Origin of the sequence: Pseudomonas sp. PKS, assembly GCF_051913525.1 — a bacterium.
Taxonomy (GTDB): Bacteria; Pseudomonadota; Gammaproteobacteria; order Pseudomonadales; family Pseudomonadaceae; genus Aquipseudomonas; species Aquipseudomonas guariconensis_D.
Genome location: NZ_JBEGDO010000016.1, coordinates 45119 through 67498 on the forward strand (window position 1 = coordinate 45119; position 22380 = coordinate 67498).

Genomic DNA, 22380 nt, shown 5'->3' on the forward strand with positions numbered 1-22380 from the left:
TACTGCGTTGGGCGACGCTCAGGCGCAAGGGTTCAGTCGGATCCGTCAGGCTGGCTCAGGGCGTGGCGCGCTCCAGGGCCGCCTTGAGCGCCGCGGCATCGGTGTACACCTGCTGCCCGGCGAGCACCCGGTGATCCAGTTGCAGCCAGAGCACCTGGCCATCCCCGGCACCATAGCGGCTGGCCACCCGCCCCTCGCGGTCGAGCACCACGCGGTAGTTGTAATCCCGCATGGCCGGAATGGCGAACAGCTTGCCGATGATCGCTGGCATGCGCTGGATGTCGGCGAGGAACACCGCATGACGCGCTTGCAGATACCCCTTGGGCTGATCGGCCAAGGCGGCCTTGAGCAGCTTCGCGCCGTCCATGTCGCGCGCCACCAGCAGGATGCGGGTGTCGGTATCGAGGCTGTAGGGCTGGTCGTATTGATCGAGCAGCGTCCAGGGCGCGAGCGTGTCGCCCGGTTCCAGCGCCTGGGCCAGCAGCGGGAGCAGGGTCAGCAGCAATGCGGCGGCGAATTTCATCGGGGGTGTTCCTAAAGGCGGTGGCTCAGCATAGCCCAGTGGCCCTGCGCTCGCCATGCGTGCTCTGGTTGTCTTTCCCGCAGACTCCCAGCACACTCACCCGGCCAGCCAGGAAGCGGAGTCAGCAGTGTCCACGCCACGCCAGTTCAGCCAGAAAACCAGCACCAGCAACATGCTGAGGCTCAAGTCCGCTGCCGGTAACGGGCAGATGCCCTATCGGGTCGACTTCGTCCTGCTCGAACACTTCTCCATGGCCAGCTTCACCGTGGCGATGGACGTGCTGGTGACGGCCAACCTGCTGCGCGCCGACAGCTTCCGTTTCACGCCGCTCTCGCCCAAGGGTGACCGGGTGCTGAGCGACCTGGGCCTGGAGCTGGTGGCCAGCGAGCTGAACGCCGCCAGCCTCAAGGAGCTGGACCTGCTGGTGATCTGCGGTGGCCTGCGCACGCCGCTCAAGTACCCCGAACTCGACCGCATGCTCAGTGACTGCGCGGCGCACGGCATGGCGCTGGGGGGGCTGTGGAACGGCGCGTGGTTCCTCGGTCGCGCTGGCGTACTCGACGACTACGGCTGCAGCATCCATCCAGAGCAGCGCGCCAGCCTTGCCGAGCGCAGCCCGCAGACCCGCCTGACACCGGCCAGCTTCACCCTCGACCGCGACCGCCTGACCGCCGCCAGCCCCAACGGCGCGATGGAGTTGATGCTCGGCCTGGTCCGACGCCTGTATGGCGATGCGCTGGCCGAAGGGGTCGAGGAGATTCTCTCGTTCTCCGGTGCCCGCTATCGCCAGGTCGGGCCGGGGGCGAAGAAGTCCATGAGCCTGCATCTGCGCACCATCGTCGAACTGATGGAGAACAACCTCGAGGAAACCCTGAGCCTCGACCAGTTGGCCGCCTACAGCGGACGCTCGCGGCGCCAGATCGACCGCCTGTTCCAGGCGCAGCTCGGCACCTCGCCACGGCGCTACTACATGGAACTGCGCATCACCAAGAGCCGCCGCCTGCTGCAGTATTCCGACCTGTCAGTGATGGAAGTGGCGGTGGCCTGCGGCTTTGTCTCGGTGTCGCACTTCAGCAAGTGCTATGCGGCGTACTTCGGGTACCCACCCTCGCGCGAGCAACGGCTGGGCGAATGAGTTTCTGGGGCTGCTTTGCAGCCCCGAACGCGTGAATCAAGCGCGGATGTAACGCAGCACCGCGTCACAGATCATCTGCTTGTGGCGCTGCTTGATCTGCTCGTCGGAGAGATCGATCTGGAAGATCTCGCTGAAGGTGTGGCGGTTGGATACCCGGTAGAAACAGAACGAGCTCATCAGCATGTGCAGGTCGATCACCTCGATACCGGCGCGGAACACGCCCTCCTCCACGCCCCGGCGCAAGGTGCGGCCCAACGCCTCAAGCACCAGGCTGCTCATCTCGCGGATCACCGGCGATTGCTTGACGTACTCGCCGTAGTGGATGTTCTCGGTGCAGACGATGCGCACGAAATCCACGTTATGGTCGTGGTGGTCGAAGGTGAACTCCACCAGCCGCTCGATGGCTTGCACGGCCGGCAGCGACTCCAGGTCCAGGCTGTGCTCGGTCTTGCGGATGTCGCCGTAGAGTTTGACCAGGCACTCGACGTACAGCTGCTCCTTGCTGCCGAAGTAGTAGTAGATCATGCGCTTGGAGGTGGCGGTGCGCTCGGCGATGGCATCGACCCGCGCCCCGGCCAGCCCCTGCTGGACGAACTCGTGAATGGCGGCCTGGAGGATGTCCTCGCGGGTTTTTTCGGGGTTGTTCTTGCGCGACTTGCGCGGCCCTTCGATCTCAGGCTGGCCGAGATTGACTACCGAATCACTCATACCCACTCGCAGGCTGTTGTTTTCAATGGGGTGGGATTATCCGCGAGCGGGACGATGCAGGGAAGCGCGGTGTTGGTCGGGTAGTCAGGTTTGGTGGGCCCTACCTGGTTTGGTGGGCCCTGGTCGAAACACCGCAAACCCGAGTCGTCACAGGACCGGCTTGCGCCCTGCCCCGCTGCGCGCCTTGGCCAGCGCCGCCAGGCGCACCGCCACGTTGGCCGCGCCGTACCCTGCGTAATCTCCCTTGCGCTGCAGGATCTCGAAGAAGAACCGCCCCTCGAACGGCTCGGTGTATACGTGGAACAGCTCCCCGCCCTGGGTATCGCGATCATAGAGCACGTTGTAGTACGCCAGTTCGCTCAAGAACTCGTCGTCGAAGTCGAAGCGCGCCGCCAGGTCGTCATAGTAGTTCAGCGGGATTTCCAGCAGCGGCACGCCGGCTTCCTTGGCCCGGGCCACTTCGGCAAAGATGTCCTCGCAGGCGAAGGCGATGTGGTGCACGCCCGAGCCACGGTAGCTGGAAAGCGCGTGGGCGATGGCAGTGTTACGGTTCTCCGAGATGTTCAGCGGCAGCCGAAGCGTCGCGCAGGCGCTACGCAAGGCGCGGCTCTTGACCAGGCCATAGGGGTCGGGCAACACCACTTCGTCGTCGGCGGCAAAATCGAACAAGCTCTTGTAGAACAGCACCCAGCTGTCCAGCGACTCGGCCGGCAGCGCCAGGGCCATGTGGTCGATGCGCTGCAGACCGCCACTGGGGATGGCCTGCGGGTCGAGGCGAAAATCGCTGTCATAGATCGTCTGGCCCTTGCCCGCCTGCTCCACCAGATAGATCAGGCTGCCGTCGGGGGCGCGCACAGCGGGGATCTCCCGCTCGTTGGGACCGACCAATCCACGGAACGGTTGCCCTCGATAAGCAGTCGCCCGCCCCAGGGCAGCCTGGCCGTCGGTGACGCGCAGCGCCGTAGCACACAGCGATGGGCCATGGGCCTCGAAGAAGTTGTGGCCGAAGGAATAGGGTTCGGCATTGAGCACGATATTGATATCGCCCTGGCGCAGCAGGCGCACGTCCTTGCTGCGGTGCTGTCCGCTTTCGGCAAAGCCCAGGCGCTTGAGCCACGCGCCCAACTGCGCCCCGATGGCCTCGTCCACCGCGAACTCGAGAAACTCAACGCCCTCGTAGCCGCTGGCCGCCGGCGGGTCGAACAACACACCCGGCTCCACGGCGCGGGCTTGCTGGGCGAGCCGCACGCGGGTCTGCTCCTCCAGGTAGAGCAGCGAGCGCAGGCCATCGGCGGCGTTCTGCCGGGGCGGGGCTGCGCGGAAACCGTCGTTGAAAATTTCCAGCGACAGTGGGCCGCGGTACCCCGTGGCCAGAATCGGTGCGAGAAAACCCGCCAGGTCCATCTCACCCTGGCCAGGGAAGCAGCGAAAATGCCGGCTCCACTCCAGCACATCCATGGCCAGGATCGGGGCATCGGCCATCTGCACGAAGAAGATCTTCTCGCCAGGGATTTCGTGGATGCCACTCGGATCGCCCTTGAGCGACAGGGTGTGGAAGCTGTCGAGTATCACCCCCAGGGCCGGATGATCGGCCTGGCGCACCAGGTTCCATACCTGCTGGTAGGTGTTGACGTGACGCCCCCACGCCAACGCTTCGTAGCCAATGCGCAGGCCGCGCTGGCCGGCGCGCTCGGCGAGCAGACGCAGATCGTCCACCAGCAGTTGTTCATCGCCCAGGGCATCGGCCTGGACGTTGCTGCACACCAGCACCAGGTCGGTGCCCAGTTCCTGCATCAGGTCGAACTTGCGCTCGGCGCGGTCGAGGTTTTTCTGCAGACGCTCGCGTCGGCAGCCCTCGAAGTCGCGAAACGGCTGGAACAGCGTGATCGCCAGACCCAGATCGCGGCACAGCTGACGGACTTCACGGGGGCTGCCGGCGTAATACAGAAGATCGTTCTCGAAGATCTCGACGCCGTCGAAGCCGGCAGCGGCAATGGCTTCGAGCTTTTCCGGCAATGTACCGCTCAAGGACACGGTGGCAATCGAACGCTGCATGGGGGAGTTCCTTGTTATTGGCGCGCACCCGAAGGTTGCGCGGGCTGACGGTCACAGGCCCCTGGGAGCCTGGCACGATCGATTATTCGCAGGTAAAGTCAGCCTCGCAATGCGTTTTGTACGAAACAGTTAGTTTTGGTTCGATTACCGAACAAAAGCGGTTTTGGCGAATTGATTCAGGTCTGCCCCTGGACAACCATGAATCCCCAGCAACGGCCCCTGCCCCCACGTTCAGCGGGTGTCGTGCTGACAGGCCCAGCGTCACGGCATAATAAATTCAATAACCGGGTACCGACCTATGCACACTTCCCTCGCCCTGCGACCCGCACCTGCTTGTTCGTCCCATCGGCATCAGTCATCGACTGATCACTCCTGAACAGCCTCCCGCTGACCTACAAGAACACCGGAGAAAACGATGGCCCACTCCAACTCCCAAGCCAAGAAAGCGACCGCCAGCGGGTGGATCGGCTCGGCACTCGAGTACTACGACTTCTTCATCTATGCCCAGGCTGCGGCGCTGATCTTCCCGCAGATCTTCTTCCCCTCCACCGACCCGAAAATGGCCATCATCGCCTCGCTGGCGACCTACGGGGTCGGCTACCTGGCCCGCCCGCTGGGCGCCTTCGTACTCGGCCACTGGGGCGATACCCGCGGTCGCAAGAACGTCCTGTTGCTGTGCATGTTCCTGATGGGGCTGTCGACCATGGCCGTCGGCCTGCTGCCGACCTATCACGACATCGGCCTGCTGGCCCCGGCACTTTTGGTGGTGCTACGCCTGGTCCAAGGCTTCGCGGTGGCCGGGGAGATCTCCGGCGCCAGTTCGATGATCATGGAACACGCCCCGTTCGGGCGGCGTGGCTACTACGCCAGCTACACCCTGCAAGGCGTGCAGGCCGGCCAGGTGATGGCGGCAGCGGTGTTCCTGCCGCTGGCTTATTTCATGCCCAGCGAGGCCTTCAATGAATGGGGCTGGCGTATTCCATTCCTGATGAGCGCGCTGGTGCTGGTGGCCGGCTATGTCATCCGCAAGGAAGTCCACGAGACCCCGGCCTTCGTGCAGGAAGAAAAGCAGGACAAAGTCGCCAAGTCGCCGATCAGCGAAGCCTTCCGACACAGCTGGAAGTGCATGGTGCTGGTGGCCTTCATGGCGCTGATGAATGTGATTCCGGTGGTGGCAACCATCTTCGGTGCGGCCTACGCGGTGCAACCGGCCTATGGCATCGGCTTCGACAAGAGCGTGTACCTGTGGATCCCGGTGGTGGGCAATATCGTCGCGGTGCTGGTGATCCCGTTCGTCGGCAACCTTTCGGACAAGATCGGCCGCCGCCCGACCATGATCGCCGGCTGCCTGGGCTCGGGCCTGCTGGCCTTCGTCTATCTCTATGCGATCAGCATCCAGAACGTGCCGCTGGCCTTTGGCGTGTCGATCCTGATGTGGGGCATGGTCTACCAGGGGTACAACGCGGTATTCCCAAGCTTCTACCCGGAGCTGTTCCAGACCCGCTATCGCGTCTCGGCCATGGCCATTGCGCAAAACATCGGCACCATGCTCACCGCCATGTTGCCCGCGCTGTTCGCCACCGTCGCCCCGCCCGGCTCGGACAACATTCCGCTGGTGGTCGGTAGCCTGGCGTTCTTCATCACCTGCCTGTGCGCCCTCGCCGCCTACATCGCGCCGGAAACCCACCGTCTGGCCATGGAAGACCTGGGCAACCCCCAGGCCAGGCCCATGGGGAAAGACGCCTATGAAGCCACCCGCAAAAGCAGCTTTCAGGCGGTGAGCCGCTGAAACACACACGTCCTGTGGAAGCGGCTTGAGCCGCGCAACAGACGACGCGCTGGCTGTTCACGGCGGTTCGACGCCTCGATAAACCCGCTCCCACAAGGGTCACCGCCAACCCTGTGGGAGCGGGTTTACCTGAAAAAGGGGCGACGAGAACCGTGCCCCACAGCGCCCAATGCTAACCACCGTCAGCCGTTGACGACGGCTTGAAGCCTCGCCCACAACTGCTCCACATGCGCCCGCTCGGTCGGCAGCGCCCCCACCGACACCCGCACCATCCAGCGCCCCTCCAGGGTTGCCGGGGTCACATAGGCATCGCCGGAGCCATTGAGCCGATCCGCCCATGCCCGGGTATGGGCATCCAACGCCTCCCCCTCCAGCCCCGCCGGACAGTGACGAATGCACAACGTCTGCAACTGCACCGGCGCCAACAACTGCCACTGCGGCGCGGCCTCAATCTGCTCGGCCAGCCAGCGGGCGTTGTCCAGGTCACGGCGCAGGCGCTGCTGCAGGGCCTCGACGCCTTCGCTGCGCAGCATGAACCACAGTTTCAGTGCGCGGAAACGCCGGCCCAGGGGGATACCCCAGTCGCGCAGGTTCTTGACCTCGCCATCGACCGCCGATTGCAGGTAGCTGGGGTTGGTGCTCATCACCCGGATCAGGTGTTGCGGATCACGCACGTAGTAGATCGAACAGTCGAACGCCACACCCAACCACTTGTGGGCATTGACCACCACCGAGTCGGCCAGCTCGATGCCGTCCCACATCCAGCGGCACTCGGGCAGGATCATCGCCGAACCAGCCATGGCCGAGTCGACGTGCAGCCACAGTTTGTGCGTCTGGGTGATGGCGCCGATCGCCGCCAGCGGGTCGAGGGCCGTGGTGGCCGTGGTGCCAGTGGTGGCGACCACCGCGCATGGCTGGTTGCCGGCCGCCAGGTCTTGCTCGATGGCGGCCTGCAGCGCCTCGGGACGCATGGCAAAGCGTTCGTCGGTGGGGATCAGTCGGATGTTCTCGCGGCCAAAGCCAGCCAGCAGCGCGGCCTTGTCCACCGAGCTGTGGGCGTGGGCGCTGACATACACCACCAACGGTTTGGCCTGGGCCTGCAAGCCGCCGCGCACCAGGGCGTAGTCGGTGGCACGCTCGCGGGCGCAAATCAATGCCACCAGAGTGCTGGTCGAGGCGGTGTCTTGGATTACCCCGCTCCACTGCGCTGACAGCCCGAGCAGCTGGCGCAGCCAGTCCAGGGTGGTTTCCTCCAGTTCGCTCAGGGCCGGGCTCGATTGCCAGGACAGCCCCAGCACGCCCAGCCCGGTGCTGAGAAAATCGCCCAGCACCGACGACAAGGTGCCGTTGGAGGGGAAGTAGCCGTAGAAATTGGGGTGTTGCCAGTGGGACAGGCCCGGCATCAGCAGCTTGTCGACATCGGCGAGGATCGCTTCGAACGGTTCACCTTGTTGTGGCGCCACGGTGGGCAAGGCGGCCTTGAGGTAGCCAGGCTCGACCTGGGCCATGACGGGTCGCTCGGCGACGCTTTGGCGGTAGTCGGCGATCAGGTCGATCAATTGGTGGCCGTACTGGCGAAAGTCTTCCGGGTTCACGCGCAATCTCCTTGGGCTGCTGACGCTATGAACGACAGAGTCTAGGTGCACGAAGCGCTGCGAAGAACCCCGTTTCGCGCATAGTTGCTATGGCGAAGACGCATGCCCGCCCTGCACGCCGAACTGCGACTGCCGCCACAGCTCGAAGACCCGGTTGCGCAACCAGCGGTGCTCAGCCGAGGCCTGCAGACGCTGGTGCCAGACCACCCAATAGCGCTGGGTATGCTCAATGAATCCCAGGGGACGCCAGGCCAGACGATGCAGACGACACAGCTGGCGGGCGATGTGCTCGGGCACGGTCGCCAGCGCCTGGCCATTACCGATCACCTGCACCGTGGCAGAGAAAAACGGCACCTCCAGGCTGATCCGTCGTTGCAACCCTTGGGCACGCAAATGACGGTCGATGAAGCTGTCCTTGTCGCCACCGCCGGAAATGCGCACATGCTTGAAGGCCAGGTAATCCTCCTGGCTCAAGCTCTGCTGAGCAGTCAGTGGGTGATCGTCGCGCATCAGGCACACCGCGCGGTCTTCACCCAGCAGCCGGCCGTGCAGGTTGGGCGGGGACTCATCGAACAAGGTGGTGGCCAGGTCGATCTCGCCGCTGGCCAGCAAGGCGTACTGGCCGGCCTGCCAGGTGCGGTACTCCAAGGATACGCCCGGCGCCTCACGCTCCAAGGCGCTGACCAGCAGCGGCAACATGTGTTCGGCCACGTAGTCCGAGGCGGCAAGGCAGAAGCGCCGCTCACAGCGCGCCGGGTCGAAGGCGGCGGGTTGGCGCAGGGCGGCCAGCTCCTCCAACACCTGGCGCAGCGGCTCGACCAGCGACTCGGCGTGCTCGCTGAGCACATAGCCGCGTCCTTGGCGGACCAGCAACGGGTCATCGAAGGCGTCACGCAGATGCGCCAGTTGGCGGCTCAAGGCCGACTGGCTGGTGCCGAGGCGTTCGGCGGCGTGGCTGAGGTTCTTCAACTGCAGGAGGCAGTCGAGGGTACGCAGGTGAGCAAGGCTCAGGGAAGCGAAGGTGGGGTGCATCGATGGGTGACTCCGGCGAGGGCCGTGCCCTCGGTCGCCGGACACGTCGGGAGGCCGATGTGTCAGGCGATGGGGGCCCCGCTGATCAGTCGGTCAGGCCGACGTAGACGTTCTGCACGTCATCGTGGTTGTCGATCGCTTCCAGGAACGCCTCGACTTCGGCCAGGGCTTCTGCGCTCAGGCTGGCTGCGCTGACAGGGTTCTTCGGGGTGTAGCCGATCTTGGCCGAGGTCACGGTGAAGCCGTGCTCTGGCAGGGCCTTCTGGACCGCATCCAGGTCGGTGGTGTCGGTGATGAACAGGGTCGAGCCCTCTTCCTCGCCTTCCTCGAAGTCCTGGGCGCCGGACTCGATGGCGGCCAGCTCAGGGTCGGCATCGCCGTTGGGGGTGGCTTCGATCAGGCCGACGTGGTTGAAGTCCCAGGCGACCGAACCGCTGGAGCCAAGCTGGCCCTTGCGGAAGGCGACGCGGATTTCAGCGACGGTACGGTTGATGTTGTCGGTCAGGCACTCGACGATCAGCGGCACCTGGTGCGGGGCGAACCCTTCGTAGGTCACCGCGTGGTACTGCACGGCATCGCCGTCCAGGCCTGCGCCCTTGCGGATCGCGCGCTCCAGGGTCTCACGGGTCATCGAAGCCTTCTTGGCCTGTTCCACCGCCAGGCGCAGGCGCGGGTTCATGTCCGGATCGGCGCCGGATTTGGCGGCGATCTGAATTTCCTTGGCCAGCTTGCCCATGATCTTGCCTTTGGCGTTGGCTGCGGCTTCTTTATGCTTGGCTTTCCACTGTGCGCCCATGTCGACTCTCTTTGTTTCAGCGGCCGGTTCAGGAAGCGACCGGCCAAAAGTGGGAGCAGTTTATACGCCCTCGCCTGCTTGATCGACAAGAAATCGCACAGCAACCGCAGAGCGGCTCCCCTGGCATCAAGCCTTGTCGGCCTTGCCCGCCGCCGCCGCGAACTTGGCCAGACGCACATCGAAGCGCCGTGGCCGCACGCCGCGATCCTCGGCGCGTTCCTTGCGGCGAATGGCATTGCGCACCATCAGCGAGCCCAGGTAACGGATCGGCTCCGGCGGGAAGTAACCGAGCGGCCCCTTGACCAACGGCGAGCGTGTCCACGGGTTGTCCAGGCCCAAGGCCAGCGAGGACAGAATCTGCCCACCCATGTGGCACGGCCCGACACCACTGCCCGAGTAGCCAAAGCCGTAGAACACGTTGCCCTGCCCGTCCAGCCGGCCAAAGAACGGCAAGCCGGTCACCGAGCGATCCGACGGCCCGTTCCAGCTGGCCGCCAAAGGCACGTCGGCCAACGCGGGGAAGAAATCGCCCAGGCTTTCACGCAGCAGGGGCTGGTAAGGCGAAGGCTGGTCGAACACCGGCAGCATGCGTCCGCCATAGGCGAATGTGTTGCCGCCCTTGCCCAGCATCAGTCGGCCATCGCTGGTGTTGTGGTAGTAGTGGACGAAAATCCGCGAGTCCAGGACGCTGACGCCACTGACCAGGCCGATTTCGCGCAGCAGCTCTGGACAGGGCTCGGTGATGATCATGTCGCTGGAGACGATTGCCACGCTGCGCTCGAACTGCGGGAAGGCCCGCGCCATCCAGGCATTGAGGCCCAGCACCACGCGATCCGCACGAATGGTCCCGCGCGCCGTGCGCACCAGGGCCGGCGTGCCATGCTCCAGCCCCGTCATGGCGGTGCCTTCGTGGATCCGCACGCCCCGTTGTAGCGCGACCCGGCGCAGGCCACGCACCAGGCGGCCGGGCTGCACCGTGGCGGCAGCCGGTGAGTACCAGCCCTCCAGATGACGCTGCGAGCCCGCCAGGCGTTGTACCTGTTCCAACGGCAGGCGCTGGAACGAATTGATCCCTTTTTGCTCCAAGGCCGCGATCACCGCGTCGGTGCCACCGACCTGGGCCTGGTTGGTCGCGGTGTACAAGGTGCCGTCCAGGCGGTAGTCGCACTGGATGCCGTTGGCCGCGCAGAACTCGCCGATGGCGCTGATACTGTGCTCCGACTCGCGCACCAGGCGCACCGCCTCCTGCACCCCGAACAGGCGTTCGAGGGTGAAGTACTTGGCCGACCACGACAACGCACATCCCCCGTTCCGGCCGCTGGCCCCGGCACCGCAGATGTCCGCCTCGATCAGCATCACATCCAGTTCGGGCGCCTGCTCCTTGAGCATCAGCGCGGTCCACAATCCGGTGTAGCCACCGCCGACGATGCACACGTCGCAACGTGCATCGCCGGTCAGCGTCGGGCACACCGCCTCGTCTTCCGTGTCCAGGGCCTGTTGCAGCCAGAAGGGTCTCATGGGTCGCTTTCCTTTAGGTGCGCGCCGGCTTGATTGCCATTGCAGTATTGGGTGCCACGTCATTGGCCGCGGCAACGCTGGCCGGGCGGCTGTTCCAGTGCGGCAGCAGGACCAGGGCCGAGAACAGCGCGGTGCCGGCAAAGATGATGAACACCGTGACGCTGTCGAAGTAGCCTGGCAGCAGACCACCGAGCACTGCGCCCACCGAGCCGCAGCCGTTGACGAAACCGGCAGCGGTTGCGCCGGATTTGGCGGTACCGAAGTCGATGGCGGCTGCGCCGCTGATCATCGAGTCCGGCCCGTACAGGGTCAGGCCCATCACGAACAGCAAGGCGACCACCAACACCACGCTGCCGGTGTGCATGGCGCCCATGAACGCCGCCAGGGCGACCGTCAGCAGCACCAAGCTGATCACACAGGCCGGCATGCGGCGTGCCCCGAACAGCTTGTCCGAGGCCAGGCCGATGAGGATCGGCCCCAACAGGCCGGCCAGCTCGAAGGCCGTCGGGATGATGGCCGCGCCGACCTTGCCCACCGAGGGCATCTGTTCGAAGACGATCACCGGCCCCCAAAGCAAGATGGCGTAGCGCGCAGGCTTGAGCATGAAGTAAGCCAGGCCCAGGGTCAGCACGGTACGGTTGCGCAGGATTTCCTTCAGAGGTTCCCACACGCTGCCCAGGCTCGAGCCTGGGGCCATGCTCTGCGGCTCGGGTTCCACCGCTGGCAGCCCCACATCCTCAGGCTTGTTGCGCTGGAAGATGAAGAACAGCACGGCCACGCCCGCCACCACCGCGGCGCTGGAGAAGAACGCCGCGTGCCAGCTGCCGATCAGGGTGTAGGCCCACCAACCGGCGAACGGCGAGGCTACCAGGCCGCCAAAGGCATAGCAGGAACTCCACAGGCCCAGGACGCGCCCACGCTGCACAGCCGGGAAGAAACTACCGATGTTCTTGCACAACCCCGCCCAGCCGGTGGACTGCGCCAGGCCTTGGATCAGCATGCAGGTGGCAAAGATCGGGAAGGTGGCATAGCTGCCCATCACCACGGCAGCAGCCGCGGAAATCAGCAAGCCGCCAAGCACCACCACGCGCGGCCCGAAGCGGTCGGCGAGCATGCCCCAAGTGAACTGGCCCACGGCATAGGCGGCCAGGTAGATACCGTCGAGGTTGGCCATGGCGGCCTTGTCGAGCATGAACGTCGGGTCCTCGCCGATGCCAAGCTTGGCGACCGAGAAGGCTTTGCGAGTGAAGTAGAAGGCGGCGTATGCCAGCCAGGTGATTGCGAAGATCTGGACGCGCCAGCGCTTCATGGCCGCTAGGGATTGATTCATTTGACTCTGACCTCTTGCTCAAGTGTGCCGGCAGAATGTGAAAAAACGCCTGTTTTGTTGTTGTGTTGCGCACTGCATGACGAGGAGGACCGTCACTGGTCAGATGGCACCAGAGGTCGGATCTGACCGGCTGGATGCCATGGTCCCCGGTGACTGCTTACGGCAGCACCGTCGGACTGTCGGACATGGAACCAGTTGGTGACTGATAAATAAAATCGATTTATCGTATTTCACACATAAGCCCAGCTTGTAACGGAGTGCGTCATGTCGGTCTCCCACGCTCAACTGAAGGCCTTTCACGCTGTCGCCCTGCACGGCAGCTTTACCCGCGCCGCCGAAAAACTCTTCCTGACCCAGCCGGCGGTTTCCGATCAGGTCCGCAAACTGGAGGAGCGTTATGGCGTGTTGCTGTTTCACCGCAACAAGCGCTCGGTCCAACTGACCGACCTGGGCGAGCGTCTGCTGGGCATCACCCAGCGCTTGTTTGCCTGCGAGACCGAGGCGGTGGAACTGCTGCAGGACTCCCGCGCCCTGCACACCGGCAGCCTGGTACTGGCCGTGGATGCCCCGGTACACGTGCTGCCGCAGATCGCCCGGTTCTGCCAGCGCTACCCGGGCATCCAGGTGAAGATCGAAACGGGCAACACCGACGAATCCCTGGCCCGGCTGTTCAGCTACCAGGCCGACCTTGCGCTGCTCGGCCGCGATGTGGATGACGAGCGGTTGTTCTGCGTGCCCATGCGCCGCGACCCGATGGTCGCGTTCGTCTCCCACAACCACCCTTGGGCCAGCCGCGGCGCGATCCACCTGGCCGACCTGGACGACACGCCACTGGTGCTGCGTGAGCCCGGCTCGGTGACCCGCCAGACCCTCGAAGAAGAAATGCAGCGCGCCGGACTGCGCATGCGCTCGGCGATCCAGGTGGAGGGCCGTGAGGCGGCTCGCGAGGCGGTAGTGGTAGGGATAGGCGTGGGCGTGGTCTCAGCGGCCGAATTCGGTGCCGATGCACGGGTATGCGCCTTGCCGATCCTTGATTGCCAACGGCACCTGACCGAGACGCTGGTCTGCCTGAGCGAGCAGCGCACTCGGCGGGTGGTGGCGACTTTCCTGCAGATGGTGCAGGACGAACACTGACAATCGCGGTGGCCTGTTCACGGGTAAACCCGCGAATAGGCCGGGACAGGCAATACCAGACGTTTAGCCGTCAGCGTCGCCCGATGACATATGCTCAAGACACCGTTGTTGCGCATGGACACACTGCATGCTGTACCGCCTCGCCGCCGACGTTTTGGTCCTCGTACACCTGGCGTTCATCCTGCTGGTGCTGTTCGGCGGCTTGCTGACCGTCAAATGGCGCCCTGCCCTGTTCATTCACCTGCCCGCCCTGGCCTGGGGGCTGGCGGTGGAGGGCCTGCACCTGGCCTGCCCATTGACCGGCTGGGAAAACCGGATGCGCGCCGCGGCCGGTCAGGCCGGCTACCAGGGTGGCTTCGTCGAGCACTATCTCTGGCCGCTGATCTACCCCGCCGGGTTGACACCGCAGATTCAGACGCTGCTGGGGTTGTTCGTGCTGTTGCTCAACCTCGGCGTGTACAGCTACGTGATCTGGCGCTGGCGCCGCCCTAGCGGGTAGCGACCACGAACAACCGTGGAAACGCCAACAGCACCTTGCCATCGCTCGATGGCGGGTAGTCGCGCTGCATCGCTTGCAGGTACAACTGCAAAAAATCGCTTTGCTGCTGCGCGTCCAGGCGCGCCAGGTAGGGACGCAAGGCTGAGCCCTTGAACCACTCGACCACAGCCTCTGCCCCGCCCACCAGCGGATGATGGTAGGTGGTGCGCCACACATCCACGCGGCTGCACAGCGGGCTGAGCAAGTCGTAGTAGAACGCCGCGTTGTGCCGGGGCGGCAGGGAGAAGTCGGCGAACAGGTCGGCCCAGGGGCCTTGGCTGGCGATCTCGCGCAACTGGCGATGGGCGGGCTCATCCAGGTTGTCGGGGGTCTGCACCGCCAGACTACCGCCCTCGGTGAGCTGGCGAATCAGGTGCGGATAGAGGGTGCCATGGTCGGGCACCCATTGCAGCGAGGCATTGGCGAGAATCAGGTCCTGGGGCTCTGGGGCCGACCAGCCGGCGATATCGCCGACTTCGCAACGCACCTGCGGCACGCACAGGCGGCGACGCTGGCGCGCCTTGTCGATCATGTCCGGGTCACTGTCCAGCGCCACCACCATCGCATCGGGATGCTGACCGCGGAGCACTTCGGTGGAATTGCCCGGCCCGCAGCCCAGGTCAGTGGCATGGCGTACCGGCCGAGGCGGCACCGCGGCCAGCAGGTCACGCACGGCGCGGGTGCGCTCGTCTTCGAACAGGGAATACTGCGTAGCGGACCAGGCCATGACGGGGCTCCTGCGAAAGGCTCAATGCCAAGAGCCTAGACTTCGGTCAGCGGGATGTCACCGGCACTGCCCTTGCCCTCGCGCCGCTCGCTCATCCAGTCATTGATTTGCTGGCCGAACTGCGCTGGCGCCTTGCGCCCGAAACGCCGGGCCAGGTCGAGGATAGTCTGCTGGGCCAGGGCCTCCTCCATGCGCTTCTGCGCCCCCAGCATCACCGCATGGATGGCGCAGACGCCCTCGGTGGCCCAGCCCGGCGGCGCGCCCTCGAACAGGACACAGCGCTCGCGGATCTCGCGGCAATCGAAAATCTTCTTCGGTCCATCGATGGCGTGGACGATGTCCAGCACGGTGATCTCATCGGACGGCCGCGCCAGGCGAAAGCCGCCACGCACGCCTTCTGTAGCGGCCACAAGCCCTGCACGGGCGAGCTTGGTGAACACCTTGGCCAGGTATTCCTGGGGCACGCCTTGCAACTCGGCCAGGTCACGGACGCTGGACTCACGGCTTTCACCACGCTCGTCCACCAAAAACAGCAGGCAATGGATGCCGTATTCGACCCCGGCACTGTAAAGGGACATGTCAATCTCCGACCAATATTGTCGCAAATAGTACGCCTTTGTGAATCGGCGAGCAAAATTTCACGATGCCGTCCGTCTTGCTCATGATCGTCGCAAGTCCCCTTAAACCGAAGGTTCCAGCCAAACGGTGGGCGGCGCTTGCAGCGCCGTGCGCAAAAAAACCTTGCCGTTTTAAACTACGATCAATACAGTCGTAGTTGTTCGGCGACAGTGCAGCCCCTCGCCGAAGGCTCGTCCACCCTCCCCTTGCGACCCCTCTTGGAGCACCTTCATGAACCCACATATCCTGATCATCGGTGCCGGCTTTGCCGGTGTCTGGAGCGCCCTGAGCGCCGCCCGCCTGCTCGACCAGGCCCAGCGCGGCGACGTCAGCATCAGTGTGCTGGCTCCCCAGGCGGAACTGCGCATCCGCCCGCGCTTCTACGAAAGCGACGTGCACAGCATGAAGGCGCCGCTGGGCGCCCTGTTCGAGACCGTAGGGGTCACCTTCATCAAAGGGCACGCCCAGACCATCGATGTGGAGGGCCGTAACGTCGGCTACACCGATGCCAACGGCCAGCCTCAGCAGATTGGCTACGACCGCCTGGTGCTCGCCGCCGGCAGCCAGGTGGCCCGCCCACCGGTCCCGGGCCTGGCCGAGCACACCTTCGATGTCGACCAGATGGAATCGGCCATGCGCCTGGAGCAGCATCTGGTCGGCCTGGCCAAGCAGCCGGCCTCTCCGGCCCGCGATACCGTGGTGGTGTGCGGGGGTGGTTTCACCGGCATCGAGACCGCGACTGAAATGCCGACGCGCCTGCACGCCATCCTCGGAGAAGACGCCTCCGTGCGGGTATTGGTGGTCGACCGTGGCCCCAGCATCGGCGCGGCGCTGGGTGCGGGCATCACGCCCTCGATCGTCGAAGCCTGTGAACAGGCGGGGGTGCAATGGCTGACAGGGCGCTCGGTGGTGGCGGTCGATGCGGGCGGCGTGACCCTGGACGACGGCGAGTACATCGCCAGCAAGACGGTGATCTGGACCGTGGGCGTCAAGGCCAGCCCGCTGACGGCTCAAGTGCCCGGCGAACGTGATGGCTTTGGCCGCCTGCGAGTGGATGACCACCTCAAGGTGATCGGCCAGGAACACATCTACGCCACTGGCGATGTGGCCTGGGCGGCGGTGGACGAGACGGGCAATCACGCGCTGATGACCTGCCAGCACGCCATCCCCATGGGTCGCCACAGCGGCAACAACGCGGCCGCCGACCTGCTGGGCGTAACACCAGTGGTGTACCGCCAGCCGGTGTACGTGACCTGCCTTGACCTGGGCGGTTGGGGCGCGACGTTCAGCGAGGGCTGGGAACGCACACTCAAGTACAAAGGCCAGGAGGGCAAGGACCTCAAGCGCCAGATCAACACGGTGTGGATCTACCCGCCGGCGGCGGATCGAGCCGTGGCCCTGGCGGCGGCCGATCCGCTGATCCCTGTCGTGTAAACCCCTGTCTCAAAGAGGCCGCTATGCGGCCTCTTTTTTTTGACGTCTTTTATTTGACTGCCTGTTCAGCAATGGTGGCACTGTGTCATCATTCGGCAAAAAACAACATGAATGGTAAGGACTTAACCTAATCCGCAGCCTAGAGCGCTTGATCATCCCTGCCATCTTGCGCTCCGGATACTGCCAATGCGATGGAGCATTTCAATGCAATTACGCAACCTGAAGATCGGCATACGGGCTGCCTACATGTTCGTCCTGCTGGGCGTCCTGGTCTTGCTCATGGGCCTGGTCTCTCTTTACGAGACCCGGCAAATGGACCAGGCCACCGATGAGATCCGCGTCACCTGGATGCCCGCGATCATTTCCCTGGGCGATGTCAGCAGCGCCCTGGGTCGAGCCCGGGCCTTGACCCTACGCAGCGCCCTGGAAGACCAGGCCTCCGCACGAAAGACGACGCTGGAGAGGATCAGCGAAATCAACCAGAACCTCACAAGCAACGTCGATGCGTATGAACGCACCATCATCGCCGATGACGACCGCGCCCTGTTCAACACCTTCGTGCAAGCGAGCAAGCGTTACCACGGCCTGCAGAAATCCATCCACGATGCGGTCGCCGCGGACCAGCTCGACGAAGCTCGTCGGTTGATCAACGGCCCCTTGGCCGAATACGCCGACACCATGATGAAAGCCCTCGCGGCGTTGATCGAGTACAACACCAACGGCGCCGAACAAGCATCCCAGCGCAGCAGCGCGGTGTTCGAGGAGGCCTTCTCGCTGATCATCGTTGCCTTGGTGATGATACTTGTAGCGCTGATCGCCATCGCCACCCTGCTCACCCGCAGTATCGTCCTGCCCCTGGCCGATGCCGTGGCCGTGGCCGAGCGCGTGGCCACCGGCGACTTGACCCAGGATATCCAGGTGCTCGGACGCGACGAACCCGCCCTGCTGCTGCGCGCCCTGAGCCGCATGCAACAGAGCCTGCGCGATACCCTCCGCAAGATCGCCGCCTCCTCCGACCAGCTGGCCTCGGCCTCCGAGGAGCTGCACACCGTCACCGAGGACACCAGCCGCGGCCTGCACCAGCAAAGCGCGGAGATCGACCAGGCCGCCACCGCGGTCAACCAGATGACCGCCGCAGTCGAAGAAGTCGCGAACAACGCCGTGAGCACCGCCGACGCGTCCAAAGGCGCCGACCAGACCACCCGCGATGGTCGCGAGCAGGTCAACCAGGCCCTGGCGTCGATCCAGCATCTGGTCAGCGATGTCACCGACACCTCAGGGGAGATCGAGCAACTGGCCAGCAATGCCAACGAGATCAGCCGCGTGCTGGACGTGATCGGAGCGATCGCCGGGCAAACCAACCTGTTGGCGCTCAACGCTGCCATCGAAGCGGCCCGGGCCGGCGAGGCCGGACGTGGGTTTGCCGTGGTCGCCGATGAAGTGCGGGCCCTGGCCCACCGCACGCAGCAGTCCACGGCGGAAATCGAGCAGATGATCAGTGGTATTCAGTCCGGCACCGAGCGTGCGGTCACCGCCATGCATACCAGTCAGGATCGTGCCAACGGCACGCTGGAGGTGGCGCAGTCGGCAGGCCAGGCCCTGGAAGTGATCGCCGAGGCCATCACCTCGATCAACCAGCGCAACCTGGTGATTGCCAGTGCCTCGGAGCAGCAGGCCCAGGTGGCCCGCGAAGTGGATCGCAACCTGGTCAACATCCGCGACCTGGCCATGCAGACCTCTGCGGGCGCCAACCAGACCAGCGCGGCGGCGCAAGACCTGTCCCGCCTGGCGGTAGACCTGAACGCGATGGTGGCGCAGTTCAAGGTCTGAGCGTAGGGGCCGCTCCCACAGGTACAGTGATAGGTTTCAGAGCAACACAGAACCTGTGGGGGCGGGTTTACCCGCGAAGAAGTCGCCACGCACAGGCCCCGTTAAAACGGGCCTGTGCCGCGCTGTCAGTCGCTGACACTCACCGCCCGGCCTACCTTGGCCAGGGACTTGCCCCGGGTCGCCAGGCAGTAGTACAGCGGGCAGGTCACCAACAGGCCGAACAGCCATGACAGGTCCGCCCCTTCCACCAGGTTCGAGTACGGCCCGACATACAGCGACGTATTGGCGAACGGCAACTGGACCAGGATGCCGCAGGCATAGGCGACGATCGCATGATGGTTGAAGCGTCCGTAGATGCCGCCGTCGGCTCGGAAGATCGAGGCGATGTCGTATTCACCTTTCTTGATCAGGTAGAAGTCGATCAGGTTGATCGACGCCCAGGGCACCAGCACCAGCAGCAACGCCAGGATCAGGCCGATGAACTGGCCAATGAAGTCCGCCGAGGCGTTGAGCGCGACCATCCCGCATGCCAGCAGAATCACCGAAGCCAGCACCACACGCACCTTGACGCTGGGCGTCCATTGGGCGGCGAAGGTCTGGATGGCAGTGACGATCGACAGCACCGCGCCATACAGGTTCAGTGCGTTGTGGCTAATGATGTTGCACAGGAACAGCACCATCAGCCCCGGGCCCAGCCAGCCGGTGGCCTGCTCCACTGCTGCCATGGCGTCGGTGCCTTCGGGCACGCACAGCACCGCCACGACACCGAAGCTGAAGCACAGGATGGTGCCCAGGGTGGCACCGAAGTAGGTCGCCCAGAACGGCCGGGCAATGCCCACTTCACGCGGCAGGTAGCGCGAGTAGTCGGAGGTGTAGGGCGAGAAGCTGATCTGCCAGATCACCCCCAGCGATACCGTGGCCACGAAACCTGAAAGGTTGAAGGCACCGCGGCTGAAAAAATCCACCGGCAGCGCCTGGCTGAACATCATGACGAAGCCCGCCAGCAACGCCGAGCCCATGACCCAGGTGCCGATGCGGTTGAGGGTGTGGATGAAGCGGTAGCCAATCACACCGATGGCCGTGGCACTCAAGGCGCCAATCACGATCGCGGTGGGCATCGGCACACTCGGGGCGATGCCGTGGATCGACTTGCCCGCCAGCACGATATTGGAAATGAAGAAACCGACGTAGATCAACGCCGTGAAGAACACGATCAGCAACGCGCCGTAGCGGCCGAACTGGCCCCGGCTCTGGACCATCTGCGGAATGCCCAGCTGCGGTCCCTGCGCAGAGGCCAGGGCGATGACCACACCGCCCAGCAGATGACCCAGCACAATGGCGACGAGCCCCCACAGCAGGTTCAGGTGAAATACCTGGACGACCATGGCGCCGGTGACGATGGGCAACGGTGCGATGTTAGTGCTGAACCAGAGGGTGAACAGATCTCGCGCCTTCCCGTGGCGCTCGGCAGGTGGGACGTAATCGACCGTGTGGTTTTCGACAAACTGGTGCTGCGACGACGGTTGGGACATGGTTTTCAGCTCGAAAGGGTCGTTTTTTATCTTTGTAGGAAACCGCTCAAGGCGGCCTCTCAGCTGCGCACCATATTATGGTATTCCAAGTTTTTGACAACACTGCGCTGCGCTTTTTCGGCGCATCTGCTCCGTATTGCGCTCCACTCCGATGCACTCCCTTCCTCAGCAACACCAATGATTACGGGGCCTGTACCGTTCATCGCATGCGCCGGGCGGGTGAAAATTCCACTTGCAATCCAGGTATTACGGTATACCATCAGACACATCAACGATAAAAATGCGGACCACCGCTGCCCTACCCCGAGGAACACGCCATGATCGACGCAACCGTCTACAAGAACGTCCTGGGCTCCTTCCCGTCCGGCGTCACGGTCATCACCACCCTGGACGACGACGGCTCGGTCGTCGGCCTTACCGCCAGCGCTTTTTCGTCCTTGTCCATGGACCCGCCGCTGGTGCTGTTCTGCCCCAACTACAGCTCCGACTCCTACCCTGTACTGATCAAGCAGAAGCGCTTTGCCATTCACCTGCTCTCCGGCGAGCAGCAGGCCGAAGCCTATGCCTTCGCCAAGAAAGGCAAGGACAAAGCCGCCGGAATCGAGTGGCGCCTGAGCGAGCTGGGCAATCCGCTGCTGGCCAATGCCACGGCGATCATCGAGTGCGAGCTGTGGCGCGAATACGAAGGTGGCGACCACGCGATCATGGTCGGCAAGGTGCATAACCTCATCGTCCCTGAAGAGGCGCCACGGCCGATGGTCTACTGCCGCGGCAAAATGGCCAGCCTGCCAGCCTTCGCCTGAGGCCACCCTTTAGATGACGGATGCCCAGGCATGCGTCGAGACTCCTGACGCCTGCCCCGACAGGCGACACTTCCAAGCTTCGAGGAAAGCCCCATGAAATTTTCGTTGTTCGTGCACATGGAACGTTGGGATGAACAGGTCAGCCACCGCCAGCTGTTCGAAGACCTCACCGAACTGACCCTGATGGCCGAGCGCGGCGGTTTCAGCACCGTGTGGATCGGCGAACACCACGCCATGGAATACACCATCTCGCCAAGCCCGATGCCGTTGCTGGCCTACCTGGCCGCGCGCACCGAGACCATTCGCCTGGGTGCCGGCACCATCATCGCGCCGTTCTGGAACCCCATCCGTGTGGCGGGCGAGTGCGCGCTGCTCGATGTGATCAGCAATGGCCGCATGGAAGTGGGCCTGGCCCGCGGCGCCTATCAATTCGAATTCGACCGCATGGCCGGCGGCATGCCCGCTACCGACGGCGGTAAAGCCCTGCGTGAGATGGTCCCGGCGGTGCGCAAGCTGTGGGAAGGCGACTACGCCCACGACGGCGAGGTCTACAAGTTCCCCACCTCCACCAGCGTGCCCAAGCCGGTCCAGAAGGGCCAACCGCCAATGTGGATCGCCGCCCGCGACCCGGATTCGCACAACTTCGCGGTGAAGAACGGCTGCAACGTCATGGTCACCCCGTTGATGAAGGGTGACGAAGAAGTACTGGACCTGAAGAACAAGTTCCAGACCGCCCTGGACAACAACCCCGAGGTACCACGCCCACAACTGATGGTGCTGCGTCACACCCATGTGCACAGCCCGTCCGACCCCGAGGGCTGGAAGATCGGCGCCCAGGCCATCTCACGCTTTTACCGCACCTTCGATGCCTGGTTCGGCAACAAGACCACACCGGTCAACGGCTTCCTGGAGCCAAGCCCTGAATCGAAGTTTGCCGAAGTGCCGGCGTTCGAGCTGGAGAACATCCGCAAGAACACCATGATCGGCACACCTGAGCAAATCATCGCGCGCATCAAGTACTACCAGGAGCTGGGCGTCGATGAGTTCAGCTTCTGGTGCGACAACAGCTTGCCCCATGCCGAGAAGAAGAAGTCGCTCGAGCTGTTCATCAAGGAAGTGGTGCCGGCGTTCGCCTGATTCCCCGGCGGATAGCGGCGAGCTGCAAGAAACAGCAGCGCGCGCACGGCTTGGAGTTTCCCGCTCAGTTCTGAAGAGAAATTCCATCGCCCTCTTGCACAACCAATATTATGGTATACCATCAGACAACAAGAGCTGATACCCCT

General features: G+C 64.1%; 19 protein-coding genes. 8 read left to right on the forward strand and 11 right to left on the reverse strand.

Translation table 11 applies throughout. The features are described 5' to 3' along the window. Positions 1-55 precede the first annotated feature (55 nt). On the reverse strand, positions 56-523 hold the full coding sequence (locus ABOA88_RS16700; protein ID WP_196167763.1) for an FAD/FMN-containing dehydrogenase: 468 nt from the start codon (positions 521-523) through the stop codon (positions 56-58). 127 nt (positions 524-650) lie between these two features. Between ABOA88_RS16700 and ABOA88_RS16705 the strand changes: the two genes are divergently transcribed. Continuing rightward, positions 651-1658 (forward strand): GlxA family transcriptional regulator, encoded by a 1008-nt coding sequence (locus ABOA88_RS16705; RefSeq protein WP_070091274.1) that lies wholly within the window; start codon positions 651-653, stop codon positions 1656-1658. 36 nt (positions 1659-1694) lie between these two features. Here ABOA88_RS16705 and ABOA88_RS16710 read toward each other — a convergent pair whose 3' ends face one another. Both ABOA88_RS16710 and quiC read right to left on the reverse strand, forming a co-directional pair. Continuing rightward, complete coding sequence (locus ABOA88_RS16710) at positions 1695-2366, reverse strand: TetR/AcrR family transcriptional regulator (protein ID WP_043213716.1); 672 nt, start codon at positions 2364-2366, stop codon at positions 1695-1697. 147 nt (positions 2367-2513) lie between these two features. Continuing rightward, on the reverse strand, positions 2514-4421 hold the full coding sequence (gene quiC, locus ABOA88_RS16715; RefSeq protein WP_367851843.1) for a 3-dehydroshikimate dehydratase QuiC: 1908 nt from the start codon (positions 4419-4421) through the stop codon (positions 2514-2516). A gap of 415 nt (positions 4422-4836) precedes the next feature. On the opposite strand from quiC, the gene ABOA88_RS16720 reads away from it, so the two are divergent. Then, positions 4837-6210 carry an MFS transporter gene (locus ABOA88_RS16720; protein ID WP_367851842.1) on the forward strand — a complete coding sequence of 458 codons (1374 nt, stop codon included), beginning with the start codon at positions 4837-4839 and terminating at the stop codon, positions 6208-6210. Positions 6211-6392: 182 nt separating this feature from the next. On the opposite strand, the gene ABOA88_RS16725 is transcribed toward ABOA88_RS16720, so the two are convergent. From ABOA88_RS16725 to ABOA88_RS16745, 5 genes are all read right to left on the reverse strand, one after another. Next, positions 6393-7805, reverse strand: coding sequence for a DOPA decarboxylase (locus ABOA88_RS16725; protein WP_367851841.1), 1413 nt, complete (start codon positions 7803-7805; stop codon positions 6393-6395). A gap of 87 nt (positions 7806-7892) precedes the next feature. Then, positions 7893-8837 carry a LysR family transcriptional regulator gene (locus tag ABOA88_RS16730; RefSeq protein WP_196167767.1) on the reverse strand — a complete coding sequence of 315 codons (945 nt, stop codon included), beginning with the start codon at positions 8835-8837 and terminating at the stop codon, positions 7893-7895. An 85-nt stretch (positions 8838-8922) separates the two neighbouring features. Continuing rightward, positions 8923-9633: a YebC/PmpR family DNA-binding transcriptional regulator gene (locus ABOA88_RS16735; RefSeq protein ID WP_043212740.1), complete on the reverse strand. Its 711-nt coding sequence runs from the start codon at positions 9631-9633 to the stop codon at positions 8923-8925. A 126-nt stretch (positions 9634-9759) separates the two neighbouring features. Further along, the gene (locus tag ABOA88_RS16740) at positions 9760-11151 is read right to left on the reverse strand and encodes an FAD-dependent oxidoreductase (RefSeq protein WP_367851840.1); all 1392 of its coding nucleotides are present in this window, start codon (positions 11149-11151) and stop codon (positions 9760-9762) included. Positions 11152-11164: 13 nt separating this feature from the next. Continuing rightward, the gene (locus ABOA88_RS16745; protein ID WP_196167769.1) at positions 11165-12481 is read right to left on the reverse strand and encodes an MFS transporter; all 1317 of its coding nucleotides are present in this window, start codon (positions 12479-12481) and stop codon (positions 11165-11167) included. A 264-nt stretch (positions 12482-12745) separates the two neighbouring features. On the opposite strand from ABOA88_RS16745, the gene ABOA88_RS16750 reads away from it, so the two are divergent. Together ABOA88_RS16750 and ABOA88_RS16755 are read left to right on the forward strand one after the other, a co-directional pair. Next, positions 12746-13615, forward strand: a complete 870-nt coding sequence (locus tag ABOA88_RS16750; protein ID WP_367851839.1) for a LysR substrate-binding domain-containing protein — start codon at positions 12746-12748, stop codon at positions 13613-13615. Between the two features lie 127 nt (positions 13616-13742). Continuing rightward, the gene (locus ABOA88_RS16755) at positions 13743-14114 is read left to right on the forward strand and encodes a DUF2784 domain-containing protein (RefSeq protein WP_196167771.1); all 372 of its coding nucleotides are present in this window, start codon (positions 13743-13745) and stop codon (positions 14112-14114) included. Here the strand turns inward: ABOA88_RS16755 and tam are convergent. After that, the gene (gene tam / locus ABOA88_RS16760) at positions 14104-14880 is read right to left on the reverse strand and encodes a trans-aconitate 2-methyltransferase (RefSeq protein WP_196167772.1); all 777 of its coding nucleotides are present in this window, start codon (positions 14878-14880) and stop codon (positions 14104-14106) included. The two genes, ABOA88_RS16755 and tam, sit on opposite strands and share 11 nt — an antisense overlap. 35 nt (positions 14881-14915) lie before the next feature. Continuing rightward, positions 14916-15458, reverse strand: coding sequence for an RrF2 family transcriptional regulator (locus ABOA88_RS16765; protein WP_196167773.1), 543 nt, complete (start codon positions 15456-15458; stop codon positions 14916-14918). Positions 15459-15729: 271 nt separating this feature from the next. On the opposite strand from ABOA88_RS16765, the gene ABOA88_RS16770 reads away from it, so the two are divergent. Continuing rightward, positions 15730-16932 carry an NAD(P)/FAD-dependent oxidoreductase gene (locus ABOA88_RS16770; RefSeq protein WP_367851838.1) on the forward strand — a complete coding sequence of 401 codons (1203 nt, stop codon included), beginning with the start codon at positions 15730-15732 and terminating at the stop codon, positions 16930-16932. A gap of 246 nt (positions 16933-17178) precedes the next feature. Then, positions 17179-18762, forward strand: a complete 1584-nt coding sequence (locus tag ABOA88_RS16775; protein ID WP_419183368.1) for a methyl-accepting chemotaxis protein — start codon at positions 17179-17181, stop codon at positions 18760-18762. 125 nt (positions 18763-18887) lie between these two features. Here ABOA88_RS16775 and ABOA88_RS16780 read toward each other — a convergent pair whose 3' ends face one another. Beyond that, on the reverse strand, positions 18888-20294 hold the full coding sequence (locus ABOA88_RS16780; RefSeq protein WP_196167776.1) for a purine-cytosine permease family protein: 1407 nt from the start codon (positions 20292-20294) through the stop codon (positions 18888-18890). A gap of 317 nt (positions 20295-20611) precedes the next feature. On the opposite strand from ABOA88_RS16780, the gene ABOA88_RS16785 reads away from it, so the two are divergent. Beyond that, a complete protein-coding gene (locus ABOA88_RS16785) occupies positions 20612-21097 on the forward strand; it encodes a flavin reductase family protein (protein WP_070575328.1) in 486 nt (161 codons plus the stop codon). A gap of 93 nt (positions 21098-21190) precedes the next feature. Continuing rightward, complete coding sequence (locus ABOA88_RS16790) at positions 21191-22234, forward strand: LLM class flavin-dependent oxidoreductase (protein WP_367851837.1); 1044 nt, start codon at positions 21191-21193, stop codon at positions 22232-22234. Positions 22235-22380 lie beyond the last annotated feature (146 nt).

Excerpts from the sequence above, each read along its gene's own strand:
- ABOA88_RS16740 (WP_367851840.1), bottom strand. The coding sequence starts at position 11,151 with ATGAGACCCTTCTGGCTGCAACAGGCCCTGGACACGGAAGACGAGGCG.
- ABOA88_RS16775 (WP_419183368.1), top strand. The coding sequence starts at position 17,179 with ATGTTCGTCCTGCTGGGCGTCCTGGTCTTGCTCATGGGCCTGGTCTCT.
- ABOA88_RS16785 (WP_070575328.1), top strand. The coding sequence starts at position 20,612 with ATGATCGACGCAACCGTCTACAAGAACGTCCTGGGCTCCTTCCCGTCC.
- ABOA88_RS16745 (WP_196167769.1), bottom strand. The coding sequence starts at position 12,481 with ATGAATCAATCCCTAGCGGCCATGAAGCGCTGGCGCGTCCAGATCTTC.
- ABOA88_RS16730 (WP_196167767.1), bottom strand. The coding sequence starts at position 8,837 with ATGCACCCCACCTTCGCTTCCCTGAGCCTTGCTCACCTGCGTACCCTC.
- ABOA88_RS16770 (WP_367851838.1), top strand. The coding sequence starts at position 15,730 with ATGAACCCACATATCCTGATCATCGGTGCCGGCTTTGCCGGTGTCTGG.
- quiC (WP_367851843.1), bottom strand. The coding sequence starts at position 4,421 with ATGCAGCGTTCGATTGCCACCGTGTCCTTGAGCGGTACATTGCCGGAA.
- ABOA88_RS16780 (WP_196167776.1), bottom strand. The coding sequence starts at position 20,294 with ATGTCCCAACCGTCGTCGCAGCACCAGTTTGTCGAAAACCACACGGTC.
- ABOA88_RS16765 (WP_196167773.1), bottom strand. The coding sequence starts at position 15,458 with ATGTCCCTTTACAGTGCCGGGGTCGAATACGGCATCCATTGCCTGCTG.
- tam (WP_196167772.1), bottom strand. The coding sequence starts at position 14,880 with ATGGCCTGGTCCGCTACGCAGTATTCCCTGTTCGAAGACGAGCGCACC.
- ABOA88_RS16700 (WP_196167763.1), bottom strand. The coding sequence starts at position 523 with ATGAAATTCGCCGCCGCATTGCTGCTGACCCTGCTCCCGCTGCTGGCC.
- ABOA88_RS16735 (WP_043212740.1), bottom strand. The coding sequence starts at position 9,633 with ATGGGCGCACAGTGGAAAGCCAAGCATAAAGAAGCCGCAGCCAACGCC.
- ABOA88_RS16720 (WP_367851842.1), top strand. The coding sequence starts at position 4,837 with ATGGCCCACTCCAACTCCCAAGCCAAGAAAGCGACCGCCAGCGGGTGG.
- ABOA88_RS16755 (WP_196167771.1), top strand. The coding sequence starts at position 13,743 with ATGCTGTACCGCCTCGCCGCCGACGTTTTGGTCCTCGTACACCTGGCG.
- ABOA88_RS16790 (WP_367851837.1), top strand. The coding sequence starts at position 21,191 with ATGAAATTTTCGTTGTTCGTGCACATGGAACGTTGGGATGAACAGGTC.
- ABOA88_RS16710 (WP_043213716.1), bottom strand. The coding sequence starts at position 2,366 with ATGAGTGATTCGGTAGTCAATCTCGGCCAGCCTGAGATCGAAGGGCCG.
- ABOA88_RS16750 (WP_367851839.1), top strand. The coding sequence starts at position 12,746 with ATGTCGGTCTCCCACGCTCAACTGAAGGCCTTTCACGCTGTCGCCCTG.